Annotated in this window: 11 protein-coding genes; 3 read left to right on the top strand and 8 right to left on the bottom strand. The window is 69.7% G+C overall.

Annotated features, from left to right (window positions below):
- The first annotated feature begins 263 nt into the window (after positions 1–263).
- The 3 genes from CHB99_RS13015 (at position 264) to CHB99_RS13005 (ending at position 3,690) form a co-directional block, all read left to right on the top strand.
- On the top strand, positions 264–680 hold the full coding sequence (locus tag CHB99_RS13015; RefSeq protein ID WP_245655659.1) for a YybH family protein: 417 nt from the start codon (positions 264–266) through the stop codon (positions 678–680).
- 73 nt (positions 681–753) lie between these two features.
- The gene (locus CHB99_RS13010; protein WP_042129039.1) at positions 754–2,253 is read left to right on the top strand and encodes a purine-cytosine permease family protein; all 1,500 of its coding nucleotides are present in this window, start codon (positions 754–756) and stop codon (positions 2,251–2,253) included.
- 12 nt (positions 2,254–2,265) lie between these two features.
- On the top strand, positions 2,266–3,690 hold the full coding sequence (locus CHB99_RS13005; protein WP_042129037.1) for an aldehyde dehydrogenase family protein: 1,425 nt from the start codon (positions 2,266–2,268) through the stop codon (positions 3,688–3,690).
- A gap of 418 nt (positions 3,691–4,108) precedes the next feature.
- Here CHB99_RS13005 and CHB99_RS13000 read toward each other — a convergent pair whose 3' ends face one another.
- The 8 genes from CHB99_RS13000 to CHB99_RS12965 are packed head-to-tail and all read right to left on the bottom strand — an operon-like array spanning position 4,109 to position 17,742.
- Positions 4,109–4,852: a thioesterase II family protein gene (locus CHB99_RS13000; RefSeq protein WP_042129461.1), complete on the bottom strand. Its 744-nt coding sequence runs from the start codon at positions 4,850–4,852 to the stop codon at positions 4,109–4,111.
- On the bottom strand, positions 4,839–6,608 hold the full coding sequence (locus CHB99_RS12995; RefSeq protein ID WP_042129462.1) for a fatty acyl-AMP ligase: 1,770 nt from the start codon (positions 6,606–6,608) through the stop codon (positions 4,839–4,841). The genes CHB99_RS13000 and CHB99_RS12995 overlap by 14 nt, the downstream gene beginning before the upstream one ends.
- Positions 6,601–6,873, bottom strand: coding sequence for an acyl carrier protein (locus CHB99_RS12990; RefSeq protein WP_042129464.1), 273 nt, complete (start codon positions 6,871–6,873; stop codon positions 6,601–6,603). Before CHB99_RS12990 ends, CHB99_RS12995 begins: the two co-directional genes overlap by 8 nt.
- The gene (locus CHB99_RS12985; protein WP_052419548.1) at positions 6,870–8,663 is read right to left on the bottom strand and encodes an acyltransferase domain-containing protein; all 1,794 of its coding nucleotides are present in this window, start codon (positions 8,661–8,663) and stop codon (positions 6,870–6,872) included. Before CHB99_RS12985 ends, CHB99_RS12990 begins: the two co-directional genes overlap by 4 nt.
- Positions 8,660–11,434, bottom strand: a complete 2,775-nt coding sequence (locus CHB99_RS12980; protein WP_042129466.1) for a beta-ketoacyl synthase N-terminal-like domain-containing protein — start codon at positions 11,432–11,434, stop codon at positions 8,660–8,662. The genes CHB99_RS12985 and CHB99_RS12980 overlap by 4 nt, the downstream gene beginning before the upstream one ends.
- Positions 11,422–12,900 (bottom strand): flavin-containing monooxygenase, encoded by a 1,479-nt coding sequence (locus tag CHB99_RS12975; RefSeq protein WP_042129469.1) that lies wholly within the window; start codon positions 12,898–12,900, stop codon positions 11,422–11,424. Before CHB99_RS12975 ends, CHB99_RS12980 begins: the two co-directional genes overlap by 13 nt.
- Positions 12,897–16,409 carry an alpha/beta fold hydrolase gene (locus CHB99_RS12970; RefSeq protein WP_042129490.1) on the bottom strand — a complete coding sequence of 1,171 codons (3,513 nt, stop codon included), beginning with the start codon at positions 16,407–16,409 and terminating at the stop codon, positions 12,897–12,899. Before CHB99_RS12970 ends, CHB99_RS12975 begins: the two co-directional genes overlap by 4 nt.
- A gap of 19 nt (positions 16,410–16,428) precedes the next feature.
- Complete coding sequence (locus CHB99_RS12965) at positions 16,429–17,742, bottom strand: flavin-containing monooxygenase (protein WP_042129471.1); 1,314 nt, start codon at positions 17,740–17,742, stop codon at positions 16,429–16,431.
- Positions 17,743–17,754 lie beyond the last annotated feature (12 nt).

The raw sequence follows: 17,754 nt of genomic DNA, 5'->3' as shown, positions 1-17,754 counted from the left end.
GGCGTGGTCTGAGCACTCGTAGGAGCGAGGCTTGCCCGCGAAGGACCGCGCTAGCGGTCCCTGACAATGGTGAGGTCTGGGACCGCCTTGCGGTCCTTCGCGGGCAAGCCACGCTCCTACAGCGGTCGCGGTCGCGGTCGCGGTGGTGGTGGTGGCAGGGCGCGCGGCAATGGTTTAGAAAATCCTGAACTGATTATTTGCCCTCAGCGATTCTTCCCCCGCAGCCCCCTCGCCAGAATCCCCCGCAGACAACTACAAAAACCGTGAGTGCCACACTCGTGAACCCGATCCCCTCGCCTGAATCCCAGGTCCTGCAGGCCGCCGCGGCCCTGGTCGATGCCTTCGCCAGCAACGACACCGCCCGCTACTTCGCCTGCTTCAGCGAAGACGCCAGCTTCCGTTTCCACACCCTCGCGCAACCGCTGATGTCGCGCCTCGCCTACGAACAACTGTGGGCGCAATGGCAGGCCGAAGGCTTCGCCGTGCTCGGCTGCCAGTCGCGCAATGGCCAGGTCAGCCTGCAGGGTGATGTGGCGATCTTCCTGCATGACGTCGCCACCCACCTGCGGGTCGGCGGCGAGGAACTGCACCTGGAAGAACGGGAAACCATCGTCTTCCGTCGGCAGGGCGAGCACTGGTTGGCCTGCCATGAGCACCTGTCGGTCCTGAGCGACAGCTGAGCCCTTTTCCGGCGGCCTTGCCGCCACTGCCAACGCACTCGACAACAATCACAACAGGCGCTGGAGCACCACCATGAGCCATTCCTCCGGGATCGAAACCAACGGGGTCGAACAGATCCCCGACAACCAACGCGATGCCACCCCCCTGGACCTGTTCCGCCTGATCTTCGGCGGCGCCAATACCTTCGCCACCGCCGTGCTCGGCAGTTTCCCGGTGCTTTTCGGCCTATCGTTCCAGGCCGGGGTCTGGGCGATCCTCCTGGGCGTCGCGGTCGGTGCGCTGATCCTCTCGCCCATGGGCCTGTTCGGCGCCCTCAACGGCACCAACAACGCCGTGTCGTCCGGCGCGCATTTCGGCGTGCACGGGCGCATCGTCGGTTCGTTCCTGTCTCTGCTGACCGCGGTGGCGTTCTTCTCGCTCTCGGTGTGGAGCTCCGGCGATGCCCTGGTCGGCGGCGCCAAGCGCCTGGCCGGGCTGCCGGAAACCGACCTGACCCTGGGCCTGACCTACGGCCTGTTCGCGGTGCTGGTGCTGGTCGTCTGCATCTTCGGTTTCCGCTTCATGCTGTGGGTCAACAAGATCGCGGTGTGGGCGTCGAGCCTGCTGTTCCTGCTGGGCCTGTTCGCCTTCGCCGGGCCGTTCGATGCCGGCTTCGCCGGGAGCGTCAACCTCGGCCAGCCGGGCTTCTGGGCGGCGTTCATCGGTTCGGCGCTGCTGGCCATGAGCAACCCGGTGTCGTTCGGCGCCTTCCTCGGCGACTGGTCGCGCTATATCCCGCGCGACACCCCGAAAGCGCGGATCATGCTGGCGGTGATCGCGTCGCAGATCGGCACCCTGATTCCGTTCTTCTTCGGTCTGTGCACCGCGACCCTGGTGGCGAGCAGCGCGCCGCAGTACATCGAGGCCAACAACTACGTCGGCGGCCTGCTGGCCATCTCGCCGACCTGGTTCTTCCTGCCGGTGTGCCTGATCGCGGTGATCGGCGGCATGTCCACCGGCACCACGGCGCTGTACGGCACCGGCCTGGACATGTCCAGCGTGTTCCCGCGCCTGCTCAGCCGTGCCGGCGCGACCCTGCTGATCGGCGTACTGGCCATCGCCTTCATCTTCATTGGCCGCTTCGCCTTCAACCTGGTGCAGAGCGTGTCCACCTTCGCCGTGCTGATCATCACCTGCACCAGCCCGTGGATGGTGATCATGATCCTCGGCCTGATCACCCGTCGCGGCTTCTACCACGCCGATGACCTGCAGGTCTTCACCCGCGGCGAGCGCGGCGGCCGCTACTGGTTCAACCACGGCTGGAACTGGCGCGGCATGGGCGCCTGGATCCCCAGCGCGATCATCGGCCTGTGCTTCGTCAACCTGCCGGGGCAGTTCGTCGGCAGCCTCGGCGAGCTGGCCGGCGGTATCGACATCAGCCTGCCGATCACCCTGGGCCTGGCCGCCGTGCTGTACCTGGCACTGATCAACATTTTCCCCGAACCCGCCGCGGTGTATGGCCCCAAGGGCCCGCGCTGGGTGTATCGCACACCGGTGGCGTCCGCGCCGCTGGCGAACGCCGAAACGGCCTGACTGGAGCAGTACATGACGCATTACATCGATGGCCGCTGGGTGGATGGCGCCGGCGCCGACAGCATCAAGGTGTTCGATCCCGCCCTGGGCGAGCCTTTCGCCGAACTGCAGGCCGCCAGCGCGGCCCAGGTCGACCAGGCCATCAGCGCCGCGCGCGAGGCCCTGCCGGCCTGGAAGGGCCTCGACGTGGCACGCCGTGCCGGCTACCTGCGCGGCTTCGCCGAGCAGTTGGGCCTGCGCCGCGAGGAACTGATCGCCCTGCAGATGCGCAACAACGGCAAGCCGCGCCATGAAGCCGAAGTGGACCTGGACGACGCCGTCGCCACCTTCGCCTACTACGCCGACCTGATCGAACAGCAGGCCCGCAAGGACCCCGGCGTGGCCCTGGCCGCGCCGGGCTTCACTGCCCGCACGCGGCTGGAGCCGGTGGGCGTGGTCGGCCTGATCGTGCCGTGGAACTTCCCGCTGGTGACCAGCGCCTGGAAACTCGCCCCGGCCCTGGCCGCCGGTTGCACCGTGGTGCTCAAGCCGTCGGAGATCACCCCGCTGATCGAGCAGAGCTACGGCCAGATCGCCGAGACCCTCGGCCTGCCGGCCGGGGTGCTGAACATCGTCGTCGGCAAGGCCGAAACCGGCATCGCCCTGAGCAACCACAACGGTCTCGACAAGCTGTCCTTCACCGGCAGCAATACCGTCGGCAGCCAGGTGATGCGCAGTGCCTCGGCGCAGTGCCGGCCGGTGACCCTGGAGCTGGGTGGCAAGTCGGCGATCGTGGTGTTCGACGACTGCGACCTGGACCAGGCGGTGGAGTGGATCGTCGCCGGGATCTGCTGGAACGCCGGGCAGATGTGCTCGGCCACCTCGCGCCTGCTGATCCAGGACGGCATCGCCGATGCCTTGCTGGCGCGCCTGGCGGTGGCGCTGGACTCGTTGCGGGTTGGCAATCCGCTGACCGAGGACGTCGACATGGGCCCGCTGACCAGCCAGGGCCAGTGGCTCAAGGTCGCGGCGTATTTCGCCGTGGCGAAGGAGGAGGGCCTGACGTGCCTGGCCGGTGGCCAGCCGCTGGACCGTAGTGGCTGGTTCGTCAGCCCGACCCTGTATGCCGACGTGCCGGCGCACAGCCGCCTGTGGGTCGAGGAGATCTTCGGTCCGGTGCTGTGCAGCCAGCGATTCTCCACCGAGCAGGAGGCGATCGACCTGGCCAACGACAGCCGTTTCGGCCTGGTCGCCACCGTGGTCAGCCGGGATCTGCAGCGTGCCGAGCGGGTTGCCGATGCCCTGGAAGTGGGGCATGTGTGGATCAACTCGATCCAGGCGGTGTTCGTCGAGACCTCGTGGGGCGGGACCAAGGGCAGCGGCATCGGGCGCGAGCTGGGGCCGTGGGGGTTGTCGGCGTATCAGTCGGTGAAGCATGTGACGCGGTGTCTGGGGTGAGTTGGGGGGATGGTCTGCCTGGCTGAGGATCTCCGGCGCCTGTGAGATCGAGCGCCGCCCGCGCGGCGCATCGCGAGCGCATGACGATGTTCTTCTAGCGCACTTGAGATCGAGCGCCGTCCGCACGGCGCTTCGCGAGCAAGCTCGCTCCCACAGTCTATTGCAACGCGCCATGGCCTGTGGGATTGGGGTTGCCAGCCTGGGTGCATGGCTGGAGTCAGCAGAGAGGCCGTTGTGGTCGACCTGGATATCGAGTCGAACCAACAAGGCGGTCAACCATGGCCTGACAGACATAGGTACGTTGCAACAAACTGTGGGAGCGAGCTTGCTCGCGAAGCGCCGCGCGGGCGGCGCTCGATCTGGAGGGCGCTAGAAGGGTGTCGTCATGCACAGCGATGCGCCGCGGGCGCCATGAATATCAAACCAACCCATACCCCCGCACCACCCCAAACACCCCCTCAACCCGCTCCATCACCGCAAAATGCCCCCCCTCGATCATGCGCAACCCGAACCCCGCGCCCCCGACCCGCTGCCAGGCCAGCAGCGACTCGTAGCTCACCTGCCGGTCATCCACCGCGCCAAATACCCAGACGGGAATCTCCAGCGGCCGCGCATGCTCATGCCGGTAGCCGAGGATCAACTGCAGATCCGCCTGCAACACCGGCACCGCCAGATCCATCATCGCCTTGTTCTCCAGCACTTCCCGCGGCGTCCCGGCAAGGTCGGCGAGGTAGTCGCGCAGGGCCTGGTCGTTCAGTTCCGGCAGGCCGGCGCACACCGGCAGCCAATCCGGGCTCTGCCGCGACGACACCAGCAGGGCCAGCGGCCGCCGCGTGCCCTCGGCCAGCAGGCGGCGGGCGGTTTCGTAGGCGAGCAGGGCGCCCAGGCTGTGACCGAACAGCAGCAAGGGCTTGTCCGGCAGCTCCCGGCACTGGCGGGCGAAGCCCTCGGCCAGCGCCGCCACCGAGGCGGCGAAAGGTTCGCGCAGACGCCGGGCACGCCCCGGCATCTCCACGGCATACAGCTCGCACACGCCCGCGGCGGCCTTCTTCCACGGGAAGAAACTCTGCGCGCTGCCGCCGGCACAGTGGAAACACACCAGGCTCAGCGGCGCCGCGGGATCCGCCAGCCACTGCACCAGCCCGGCCTCATTCGGCGCCATCGACCAGCTCCAGTTCCCCGCTCAGGTACAGCTGGCGCATGCGCCCGCGCTGGATCTTGCCGCTGGTGGTCTTGTGGATGCTGGTGGGCAGGACGAAGACGATGCGGTTCAGGGTGATGCCATGGCTGTCCGCCACCGCACCACGCACCAGGGCCTTGAGCTGGCGCGGGTCGTCCTGCAGCCAGCGCTTGAGCTCGCGGTTGAGTTCGATGGCGGCAACGATGAGCTGACGCTGCTGCTCGTTGTCGTGGCTGAACACCGCGCAGCTCTGTGCACGGACCTCCCGCAGCGCTTCGAGCACGCGGTGCTCGATATCTTCCGGATGCAGGTTGCGCCCCTCGCAGATGATCAGGTCTTTCAGGCGGCCGCAGACATACAGCTGGCGATCCTGCTCCTCGACGAAGCCGAGGTCGCCGGTGCGCAGCCAGGTGTGCCCGGGATCATCGGCGATGCGCGCGTGAAACGCCGTGGCGGTGGCTTCGTCGTTGCGCCAGTAACCCTGGGCGATGGCCGGACCGCGCAGCCAGATTTCGCCGATCCGCCCCGGCGCGCAACGCTGCAGGCTGGTCGGGTCGACGGTGGCGATCCGCACCTCCCACGAGGGCTCGCCACAGCCCACCAGTTCCTGCACCTGCTCCGCGCCCGAGGGCAAGGCCAGGCGATGCTCGGCGGCGAGCACGCCGGCATCGGCCAGCAGCGTGCGCACCGGCTGGCCATGGGGACCACCGGCGACGAACAGGGTCGCTTCGGCCAGGCCATAGCAGGGCAGGAAGCTGCTCGCCGCGAAACCGTGGGCGCCATAGCACTCGGCGAAGCGGGTGAGGCTGACCGAGCGCACCACGTCGGCGCCGTTGAGGGCATGGGTCCAGTGCGACAGGTCGAGCCCGGCCAGGCGCTGCGCGTCGTAGCGCTCGACGGCGAGGTTGTAGGCGAAGTTCGGTCCGCCGGCCAGGCGCGCCTTGTAGCGGGCGATGGCCTGCAACCAGAGCAGCGGCTGCCGGACGAAGGTGGACGGCGCCATGATCACCGTGTGGTTGCCCAGCATGATCGGCAGCAACTGGCCGAGGATCAGCCCCATGTCGTGGTGATGGGGCTGCCAGGTGACGAAGTCGCAGTCCTGATCCAGCGCCCAGGCGTCGCGCATCATGCGCAGGTTGGCGCTGATATTGCCGTGGCTGACCATCACCCCCTTGGGCGCCGAGGTGGAGCCGGAGGTGTACTGCAGGAAGGCGATGCGTTGCGGGTCGCTGTCGTCGGGGCGTACCCAGGGCATGTCGGCGGCGCTGGCCGGGGTTGGCGCGAGCATGGGCAATTGCGCCGCGAAGCTGCCGGCGAAGGCCTGGCCCAGTGCCTCGCGTTCGCTGTCGGCGACCAGCAGCAGGCGGCTGCCGCTGTCTTCGAGGATGCTCAGGCAGCGCTCGACCCGGCGCCGGTTCGGCAGGTTGACCGGCACGGCGATGCGCCCGCTGTCCAGGCAGGCGAGGAAGCTGGCGATGAACTCCAGCCCCTGGGGGAAGAACAGGGCGATGCGATCGCCCGGCGCGCTGTGCTCGCGCAACTGCCGGGCGATGGCGCCGACCCGGCCGAACAGTTCGCCGTAGGTCAGGCGCTGCTGCTCCTCGCCGTCGTCGTCGAGCAGGGTGAAGAGCACCTTGTGCGGGTGCAGGCGCGCGCGCAGCGCCAGGCAATCGTGGATCGCCAGCTGACCGCTGGCGGTGAGCAGTTCCTGTGGGGTGAGGCCGGTCTTGTCAAACATGCGCGGACTCCTTCTGTTGGTCGCCCGCGACGATCCCGGCGACGGCGCTGGCCAGTTCGGCGATGCTCGGGTGTTCGAACAGCAGGGTCGGGCGCAGGCGCACGGCGAAATGCTCTTCCAGGTTGCCGATCAGCCGCGTGCCCAGCAGCGAGCCGACACCGAGCGCGCCCAGCGGGCTGTGCAGGTCGATCTCGTCGGCCGGCAGATCGGCTTCGGTACTGATGAAGGTGCTGATATGGCGTTGCAGGGTGTCGATCAGGCTCATGGAGTTCTCCTTGGACGGGCGGCGGGGCTGAGCAGCTCCAGCAACTGGGCCGCGGGCAGTGGAATGGGCAGGTCGGCGGCGTGCTGGCGGCGCCAGTGGTTGAACAGCCACAGCGAGGCGTCGCCGTGCACCTGGGTCCGCGCCAGCCCGGCCTGCATGCGGTTGTGCAGGTCGCGTCGCGCGGCGGCGTCGATGCTGTCGCCGAGGTACAGCGCCTGCTGCGCTTCGCTGGCGGCCTGGGCGGCCTGGTCGAGCACATAGCCGGGGCTGCGGCTGTGCAGTTCCGGGTAGCGCCAGTCGCTGAGCAGGCGATGGTCCTGGCGACCCATGCGCGCCAGGCGCTGCTGCACATCGAGGGGCAGCGCGGCCTCGCTGGCGAGGAGGAACAGCGCGCCGGGGGCGACGAAGTCGACGCCGAGGTCGAGCAGCGCCTGCACGCCCGCGGGGCTTGCGGCCAGGCCGCCGGCGCCGATCAGCGGCTGGCGCGCCTGGCGTTCGCGGCGGGCGAGGGCTTCGAGCAGCAGCGGCATGTGTCGGTCGGCGGCGATCAGCAGGGCGTCGGCATGGGCCAGGCCGTTGTCGAGGTCTTCATGGCGTTCCAGGCGCACCAGCCAGTGCACCTGTGGCCAGCGTTGGCGCAGCCCGGCGTTGAGGTCGTGGGCGGCGATCTCGATGCAGCGCACCCCCTGTTCGGCGACCCGAGCCAGGCGCGCGGCGCCGCCGAGGCTGACGCCGAAGCGTCCGCGCAGGTGCGGATTGGCGTTGTAGCGGTCCAGGGTCCGCTCCAGTTCAGGGTCGTCCAGGCCATGCCCGTCGAGCAGGCCCATGACGCCGTGGCGGGCCAGTTCGCCGAGCAGGGCTTCGGCGCCCTGGCGCGGCGCGATGGCCTGCACCAGCAGCGGCCGCTCCACGGCCTGTGGCTGTGGCTGTGGCTGTGGCGCTGGCGCCAGGGCGCGGATGTCCTTGAGCATGCCACCGAGAATCGCCGGCTGGCCGATCTCGATGAAGTCCTCGACGCCCTCGGTGAGCAGGCGTTGCACCACCTGCTGCCAGCGCACCGGCTGGCTGAGGTGGCGCGACAGGCGCTCGACCAGGCCCTCGCGGTTGTGGGGCTGGGCATCGAGGTTGGCGATGACCGGGAAGCGCGGCGCGGCGAAGCGCGCGGCGAGGCCCTGGAGGAATTCGCCGAAGGCCGCCTCCGCCGCGGCCATGTGCGGGGTGTGGAACGGACCGCTGACCTTCAGCGGCAGGGCGCGCAGGCTGCGCGCGGCACACAGGTCGGCGAGCTGTGCAAGTGGCGCCTGCGCGCCGCCGACGATGATCTGCCGCGGGCTGTTGATATTGGCGATGGCCAGGCCGCTTTCGGGCAGTTCGGCGAGCAGCGCGGTGACCTGTTCCTGGTCCTGGCCGAGCAGGGCCAGCAGGCCGCCGCCGCGCACCTCGGCCATCAGCCGCGCGCGCTCGGCGACGATGCGCAGGCCGAGGGCGAAGTCCATCACCCCGGCGGCGGTCAGCGCGGCGTACTCACCCACGCTGTGCCCGGCGGCGAAGCGCGCCTCGACGCCGTCTTCGCGGGCGGCGAGATAGCCGAGCCAGGACACCACGTAGATCGCCGGCTGGGTGTAGCGGGTCTGGTTCAGCGCCTGTTCGGGATCGTCCTGGCACAGGCGGGCGAGGTCATAGCCGAGAATCCCGGCGGCTTCGTCGCGCAGCGCCGGGAAGCGGGCGAACAGCGCCGCGCCCATGCCCTTGCGCTGGCTGCCCTGGCCCTGGAACAGCCAGGCCTTCATGCGCTCACCTGTGCAGGTTGTGCCGGCAGGGCGCGCAGTTCGACACCGTCCAGGTGCAGGGCGCGGCGGCCGTCGCTGTGGCTCAGGTCCAGCGCCCAGCGCTGGCCCTGCCGGCGCAGGCTCAACTGGCGGGCGCCGGGCAGCGCGCGCGGGTCGAGCCACAGTTGGCGGATATGAAACGGCAGGCGTGGCGCGCTCGCCTCGGCGAGCAGCGCGGGAGCGCCCGCCAGGGTGGCCAGCAGCACGGCCCAGAGGTCGGCATCGTCGAGGTTGCCGAGGCTGGCGTGGAGGCTGTCCGCGGCGCCACGCACCTCGCGCAGGACACGTCCCGCGGTGCTGTAGCGCAGGCCCTTGTCGGCCAGCCCGGCATACAGCGCGCTGGTCGCCAGGGCGCTGGCCACGGCGACATTGGCGACGGCGGCGGGGGCGTCGTGGGACGCGTCTTCGCGCACCTGCAACAGCACCTGCCCGTTCTGGCTGGCCTGCCACTGGGCGTCGACCTGGTTGAAATTCAGCGTATCGGTGTCCGTCAGTTCCTGTGGCGGACCGAAGCACAGGTCGCGCCAGGCCAGCGGCGTATCGCCGTGCCCGGCCAGGGCGTGCTGGAGCAGGCCGGCCAGGGCCATGGCCGAAGCGGGTGGCGCGGCACCAGGCTCCCAGCAGTCGCGCCAGGCCTGGGCGGCGCCGACCCGGCTACGGGCGACGGGCTTGCTCGACGGGGTGTACCAGACACGCTCGGCGCGCCATGGATAGCCCGGCAGCGGGACTTTGCCGGGGCGTGGCCGCTCGCCATACAGGCCGGCCCAGTCCGGCGCCGCCGCCTTGCTGTTGACCCAGTACGCAGCCCAGCGCGCCAGTTGCGCGGCATCGACGGGCTGAGCCAACGGCTCCGGCGCGGCCGTGGCCGCGCTGCCATCGCCGACGTACAGCGCGTCGCAATCGCCGGCGAGGAACGCGCGCAGACGCTGGACCAGCTGCGCGTGGCTGGCGGCGACGAACGCCAGGCGCCTGGCCATGGCATCGCGGCCTTCGTGCAGGGTCCGGGCGATCGCGCCAAGGCTGGCGCCGGTCAAGGGCACGGCGGGCAGGCTGGCCAGGCGCGATGCCCGGTCGGACTGCGTCGGCAGTTCCGCCACCAGGCGCTGCGCCACTTCCTCCAGGGTCAGCGCACCGCGCCAGGCATCGATCGGCACGTCGAGCTGGCGGGCGTCGAGGGCCTGCTCCAGGCAGCCGACGAAATAGCCGGCATCCACCTTGAGGGTGGCCAGGCGAGTAGGGCTGGCGTCGCTGGCCGGCATCAGCCCGAGCAGGTCGCGCAGGCATTCCAGCAATTCCTCGCGCGGGTGCTGATGAGGGTCGGCGGGCTCGGCGTCCAGGGCTTCCAGCAGGTGCCGGGCGCGGGCCCGCAGGCCGTCGTCGTCCTTGGCCGAGAGCAGCATCAGCCAGGGCGTTGAGTCGTCTTCGCCGGAGGTCGGCGCGTCGGCGGCCTGCAACACCACATGGGCGTTGACCCCGCCGAAACCGAAGGCACTGACGCCAGCCAGCAATGGCGCGCCATCCGCCGCCCGCAGCGGCGCGCCGCCCTGGGCAAGGCGAAACGGGCTGCTTTCCAGCTCGATCTGCGGATTGAGGCTGGCGTGATGCAGGTTGCCGACCTGCTGGCGGCGCTGCAGGCACAGCAGGCTCTTGACCACCGAGGCGATACCGGCGGCGGCCTCCAGATGGCCGATCTGGCTTTTCAGGGCGCCGAGGGCGATGGTCGGGCCCGCGTCGGCGGGGACCGCCTGCTTGAGCGCATCGATCTCGATCGGGTCGCCCAGCGGTGTGCCGGTGCCGTGGGTTTCGATCAGGCAGGCCAGGCGCGGCGAATGGCCGGACTGGGCCCAGGCCTGGCGAATCACTTCGCTTTGCGCGCTCGGGTTGGGCGCGGTGAAGCTGTAGGCGCGGCCGCCATGGTTCTGCGCGCTGCCGCGGACTTCGCCGTAGATGAAGTCGCCATTGGCGGCGGCCGTCTCGGTGCGGGTCAGCACCAGGGCCGCCACGCCTTCGCCGCGCACGTAGCCATCGGCGCTGGCGGCGAAGGTCTGGCAGTGTCCGGCATGGCTGAGCATGCCGGCCTTGGCGAAGGCGACGAACAGTTCCGGGCCGAGCAGCAGGTTGACCCCGCCGACGATCGCCAGCTCGCATTCGCCGGCGCGCAGCGACTGGCTGGCGCGGTGCAGTGCCACCAGCGAGCTGGAGCAGGCGGTGTCGATGCTTTCGCTGGGGCCGTGCAGGTCGAGGCAGTACGACACCCGGTTGGCGATGGCGGTGAGGGCGATGCCGGTGCCGCGCCAGGCGTCACTGGGCACACCGTCGCGGCGCATCAGCGCCGGGTAGTCGGCATGGCCGACGCCGACGAACACCCCGACCCGACGCTTGGCCAGTTGCCCCGGGGCGTGGCCGGCGTCCTCCAGGGCGTTCCAGGCGCACTGCAGGAACAGGCGCTGCTGCGGGTCCATGCCCTGAGCCTCGCGCGGCAGGATGCCGAAAAAGCGCCCGTCGAAGCAGTCGGCCTGCTCGATGAAGCCGCCGCGCTGGCAATAGCTGGTGTCTTCGCCGGGATTCAGCGCGCTGTCGTACTCGCGCCAGTCCCAGCGCTCGGCCGGCACCCGCGTCACCGCATCCCGTCCCTTGTCGAGCAGGTCCCAGAAGGCCCGCAGGTCCGGCGCGCCGGGAAAGCGCCCGGCCATGCCGACCACCGCCAGCGGCGCGGCGTTCAGCCCTGGCATGGCACGCTCTCCCGGGCCAGCGCGGCCATCGCTTCATACTCGTGGGCCCTGGCCTGCAGCGGGCTGACGTTGCCGGTGGTGCTGGCGCGCTCGCGGCCCTGGCGCCATTCCCTGGCCAGGTAGTGCATGTAGGTCGGGCCGTGCATTTCGTAGTTGTTGCGCGGGGTGGCGAGGAACTCGCGTTCGATGACCTTGCGTTCGGCGCCGATGTGCTGGCGCTCGGCGGCGGCGTCCGGGCGCAGGTACTGGCCGGCGAAGTAGTCGGCGGTCAGTTCGGCCTGGCGCTCCATCATGTCGAGGAAGCCCCAGGTCACCGCCTGGAACAGGCCGATGAACGCCAGGTTCGGCACCTCCGGGAGGAAGATGCGCTGGAACAGCGGAATGCGGTTGTCCTCGATCTTCAGCAACGCTTCCGGCAGGAACGGGAAGTCGGTGTGGTAGCCGGTGGCGTAGATCACCGCGTCGACCTGCTGCTGGCTGCCGTCGACGAAATGCACGGTGTTGCCGTCGATGCGGCTGACCTGCGGGACGATCTTCAGCTTGCCGTCGCCGACACGGTTGGCGAAGTTTTCCGAGAGGGTCGGCAGGCTCGACATCATCAGGTGGTCGGGCTTGGGCATGCCCAGCTGCTTGCGCTTGGCGATCAGCGCCTTGTACAGCCCGGTGAACAGCAGGCCGGTGAGCGGGTAGGGCAGGAGCTTCTTCACCCACCAGTCGTTGAGGCGGCCCATGACCTTGTCGATGCGGATGCCGAACAGGTAGTGCGGCAGCACGTAGACCCCGCGGCGCAGCGACAGGAAGGTCATGCGCGCGTCATGGCTGACGTCCACGGCGATCTGCGCGCCGCTGTTGCCCACGCCGACCACCAGCACCTGCTTGTCCTGGTAGCCGTGGCGGTAGCGGTACTGCTGCGAGTGGATCGCGTCGATGTCGCTGGCGGCGGCGTAGGCGGGGAAGTTCGGCGTGTTGTGATGGCCGTTGGCGACCACCAGGGCGTCGTAGTGGCGCACCTCGCCGGAGCCCAGGGTGACCCGCCAGACCCCGTCCGGCAGGCGCTCGGTGTGCTGCACTGGGCAGTCCAGGTGGATCGAGTCGCCCAGTTCGAAATGCTCGACGAAACTCTCCAGGTAGGCATGGACCTGGCGGTGCGAGGGAAAGTCGGGGTAATGCCTGGGCATCGGGAAATCGCTGAACTGGTACAGGCCCTTGGGCGTGTTCATGTTCATGCTGTACCACACCGACGTGTGCCGGCCGCTGGGGTCGAAGGCCCAGATCCCGCCGATGCGCTCGCGCCGCTCGAAGCAGTCGAAGGCGATGCCCTTGCGCTTCAGCGCGCGGGCCATGGACAGGCCGCCGACCCCGGCGCCGACGATGCAGACCCGCGCGCCACGGCCCGGCAGCGGACGGACAGGGACCACGCCTGGTTCGGCGAGGCTCGGCGGGATGACGCTGATGTGCTCAGTCACAGGGTGGCTCCTTTTTTTTTTGCCGGAATCAGCCCGGCGAGAAAGTCGGCGGTGCGGGTATCGCCCAGGGTGCGGTTGTACTCGGCGCATTCGTCGAGCACGCCGTCGATGCCGCGCAGCAGGGCGCGGCGCAGGTTGGCGAGGATCAGGTCGATGGCCGCGCGGTCGATGTTCAGCGGCGGCAGGTAGCGCAGGCAGTCGTTGTAGATCGGGCATACCGCGGCGGCGACACCGCCTTGCGGGTCGCGCAGCAGATGGCCCCAGAACAGGTAGCCGAAGCTGCGCTCGACGAACGCCGGGGTGCCGGCGAGGTCCAGTTGCACGGTGAGCAGCAGGCCCTCGCCACGCACCTCGCGGATCAGCGGGAACTCGCCCTGCAAGGCCAGCAGCCCCTGCTTGAAGTACTCGCCCTGCGCGCGCGCCTGGCCCAGCGCATCGTCGCGTTCGAGGGCGCGCAGGCAGTTGAGGGCGATATGCGCGCCGAGCTGGACGATGCCGCGTTCGCGCAGGTCGGCCAGGCGCCGTGGCTGGCGTTGCCCGGCCCGTTGTTCGAGGTCGTCGCGGTACAGCACCACGCCCATCGGCAGCAGGCTGTCGCACAGGGCGCTTCCGAGGGCGACGATGTCCGGCCGGGTCACCTGGGTTTCGCTGTGCAGGAAGCGGCCGGTCATCAGGTTGGTCTGGGTCTCGTCGACGCCCACCAGGTAACCGCCGGCTTCGCGATGCCGTTCGATCAGGGCGATCAGTGCCGGCGGCAGCGGGCGCGCGGCGTTGGCATCGACCTGCAGGGTCTCGAACCAGACCAGGGCGATCTCGCCACTGAGCAGGTGCGCCTGCAGTTGCGCCTCGGCATCCGCCGCCTGCGGGTCGATGAATACGGTGTGCCCATGCAGCGGCTCGAACGGCTGGCGGAAGATATCGAACGTCTCGTTGCGCGAGGACGCCGCGCTGAGCATGGAGAAGCCCAGTCCACCGCTGAAGCACAGCAGCTTGCGCCGCTCGCCTCGGGCGCCGAGCAGGCCCAGGGTCAGCGCCGCTTCCACCGCGGTGACGTTGCTCGATGCCGGCAGCGCCCGGGGCAGACCGCTGCGCTCGCCGAGCAGCGCACTCAGCTCTTGCCAGTAGTCGTGGCCAGGATCGTGGCGGGCGCCGACCTGTTCGATCACATCCTCGGGGTTCAGCCCGCGCGGGCAGGTGCCGACGTTGACGAAGCAGTCGATGATCTCCCGCGACGGCTGGCCATCGACGCGCAGCCGCGAACGCACCCCGCGGGCCTCATGGAAGCGCGCGGCGAAACCGTGCATGCGGGCGATCCGCGCATAGCCGCTGTTGCCGTGGCGCAGGTGCGCCTGGTAGGTCGCCTCGCTGCTGCCGTCGATGCGGCGCAGCTGGCGCAGCAGGTCGCCGGGCAGGCCCGGGGCGAAACGCTGCATCAGTTCGTCGAAAGCCAGGCGCAGGGGCAGGCCGAAGTTGCTCATGACATGCCGCACGTAGCTTTCGTTGGGCGTCATCAGCCAGGGGTTGTTGACCCGCTCGTGCACCAGGAAGGCGCCCAGCGGGGCCTGGAAGCCGCCGAGGCCTTCGCCGAAGACCAGCAGGTCGGCGCTCTCGCGCAGGGCCAGCAGCGGCCAGTCCGGGTCTGCGCACGGCTCGACCAGCAGGCTGAGAATGCCGCTGCCGGCCAGGCGCGCGATCAGTTCGTCGCAGGCCTGGGGGCTGGCATCGGCGGCCTCGACGCAGGCCACCGCGGCCAGCTCCCGCGGGCCCTGGCCGGCGAGCAGGGCAAGGGCCTCGGCGATACTGGCGACCACCCGTACCCCGGGCACCAGGGCGTCGTGCTCGCCGCGCTGCAGCGGGTCGAAATAGCGTGCCCAGTAGCCACTGGCATCGATCAGCAGCAGCCCGGCGGCGCCGTCCGGGGTGCGATTGCGCGCGTGGTGGCGGGCCAGGCGCAGGGCGGCGTCGAAGGCTTCTTCCAGCGAGGTCATGAAGTACGCGCGGTAGTCGCCTGGCTCGCGCTTGCCGCGCTGGCTCAGGTGGTTGAGCAGCACCGCGGTCTGCGCCGCCGGTGCCGAGAGGATCGCGCAATGCCCCTGTTCGCCCTGGCGCACGTAGTCGGCGAGGGTTTCCAGGGTCTGCGTGCTGGCCGGGCGGAAGATCCGCGTCGGCGGAGGCGGCTCTACCGGGCCTTCGGGCGTCGGCAGGCTGGCGAGGAATTCCAGCAGCAGCTGGTTGTAGTGCTCATGGTGGGTGAAGCCCAGCAGGTGCCCGGCGCCGGCCACTTCGATGAGTTCGGCATGGGGCACGGCGGCGGCGATCAGCGCCGAATAGGCCGGCGGCTGATAGGCGTCGTCGCTGCCGCAGATGATCCGGCACGGACGCTTCAGGCTGGACAGGCGCGGGCGCAGGTCGAAGTCGCCGATGACCTGCTGGTAGGCCGGCAGCGCCGGCATGTTCCAGCCACGGTTGAGGGTCATGAAGCGCGGGCTCTTCTGCAGCTCGCGCATCAGCACCGGGAAGTCGCTGGCGCCTTCGCTGAAGGGTGAACTGACGCTGATGCACAGCCCGGCGCAGCGCTCGGGATGGGCCAGGGCGAAGGCCTGGGCGAGCACGCCGCCGAAGGAGTAGCCGATGACCGGGATGGGCTCGTGGATATTCAGCTGGTCGAGCAGGTCGACCAGGTCGGCGACCAGGTCGTCGATGCTGAACCGTGCCGGCAGCTCCGCCGCGCCGCAGCCGGGCAGGTGGAACATCAGCAGGCGGTGCCGGGCGCCGAGGGCCTGCATCTGCAGGCGCCACATCACGTCGTACTGCATGACCAGGCCACCGAGCAGCAGGACCGGACGGCCGGCACCGTAGGTCGCGCATTCCAGACGTGGCGCGTCGGGGCGCAGCAACTGCAGGCGGGTGGCCTGGCGGCAGGTGGCGAGCTGGCTGTCGAGCAGGGCTTGCGCGGGTTCGTCGCTGGACGCCGGCTCGCTGGGCAGCGCCGACGCCTGCCAGAGCGATTCGATGGACAGTGGGCCGCTGGCGGCCGGGCTGGCCTGCGCGATCGCCTCGTGCTGCAGCGGCGCTGGCTGGGGTTGCGCCGCGGCACGGGGCGGCGGCACGGGTGCCGGTGTCGCTACGGGCACGGGCACGGCGGCCGGCGCAAGGGCGTAGCGGCTTTCCAGCTGCGCGCGGTGGCTGCTCAGCAGGTAGCCGCAGAAGCTGGTCAGGTCCTGGAATTCGAAGAACACCGTGGGCGGCACGGTGATGCCGAACCGGGCGGTGAACAGGGTGCCGATTTCCGTCGAGGCGATGGAATCCAGGCCGTAGTCCATCAGTGGCCGGGTGGGCGAGAAATCCTCGGGGGCGATCTTCAGCACGCCGAGCACCAGCTCGCGCAGTTCGGCCAGCAGCTGGGTCTGCACGTCCGCCGGCGGAGTGGTTTCGAGGGCATCCAGCAGGCGCAGCGCTTCGCTGGCGCTGAGCTCGCTGGCAATGGGCAAACGGGTGGGTTGGTTCATGCTTGTGCCTCGCGGGGAGTCAGGCGCTGCGGGCCAGGGACGGGTTCTGTTGCAGGCGTGCGGTGAGGAAGTTCAGCGTGCGGATGAACTTCCACAGGTCCACTTCATGGGCGTGCCGGCGGGTCTGCATGAAGCGCTGCTGGCCGAGGTCGAGATCGCCGGGGCGCTGCTTGATCTGCAGCAACTGGTGCCAGGCCGGGCTGTCGGCGGCGCGGGCCTGCAGGCAGGCGGCGATGAAGCGTCCGGTGATGTTGGCCAGGTTGCCGATGCCCGACGGCGTGTTGAGGTAGCCGACGAACATCAGGTCGTCGTGGCGGGCCGGGAGCATGCGCAGGAACAGGTCGTCGAAGTCGTGGCGCCAGTCGAACAGCCCGGTGGGCAGGAACGGCAGGTCGATGGCGTAGCCGGTGGCCCAGACGATGACGTCGATCTCCTCGACGCTGCCGTCGACGAAATGCACCTGGCGCCCGTCGAAGCGCTGGATGTCCGGCCTGGCCTGCAGGTCGCCATGGCCGATGTAGTAGAGGATCTGCGAGTTGAGGATCGGATGGCACTCGCGGATGTCGTGGTCCGGGGCCGGCAGTCCGTAGTCGCGGCCGTCGAAGCCGGCGAACTTGAAGCTGCGCTCGACATGCTCCCAGTAGGCGTCCTCGTCGCTGAATTTCGGTGCCTGGTCCATCAGCCATTCCTGGGTCGGCTGGCCGTCGATGAACTTGGGCATGTAGTGGTAGCCGCGCCGGGTCGAGTGCAGGGCGCGACTGGCGGTCTGCGCGGCATCCACGGCGATGTCGCAGCCGGAGTTGCCGCCGCCCACCACCAGCACCCGCTGCCCGCGCAGTTGCTCGGCGCCGCGATAGTCGCGGGCATGCAGCGCGGTCCCGCTGAAGTGGCCGGGGTAGTCGGGGATCGTCGGCACGCCGAGCAGGCCGTTGCACACCACCACGGCGCTGTAGCGCGCCTGGCTGCCGTCGGCGAAGCTCAGGCACCAGCCGGCGGCCTCCTTGTCCATGCGCGTGACCCGGGTATTGAAACGGGTCCGCGCGGCGAGGTCGTAGTGGTCGGCCAGTTGCGTGAGGTAGGCGAACACCTGGTCGTGGCGCGGGTAGTCCGGGTAGTTCTCGGGCATCGGAAAGTCGGCGAACTGGGTGTTGCGCCGCGAACTGATCAGGTGCACCGAGGCGTACATCTTCGACGCCGGTCCGTCCGGCTGCCAGTTGCCGCCGAAACGCGCGGTGGCTTCGATGATCTCGAAGGCCTGGCCACTCTCCTTGAGGGCCTTGGCCACGCCCAGGCCACTGGCCCCGGCGCCGATGATGGCGATGGTCGGCTGCATTGTGTCGCTCCG

The sequence above is a fragment of the Pseudomonas japonica genome (genome assembly GCF_900188455.1).
In the GTDB taxonomy this organism is placed as follows: domain Bacteria; phylum Pseudomonadota; class Gammaproteobacteria; order Pseudomonadales; family Pseudomonadaceae; genus Aquipseudomonas; species Aquipseudomonas japonica.
This window is presented reverse-complemented; position numbering and strand designations above follow the sequence as displayed.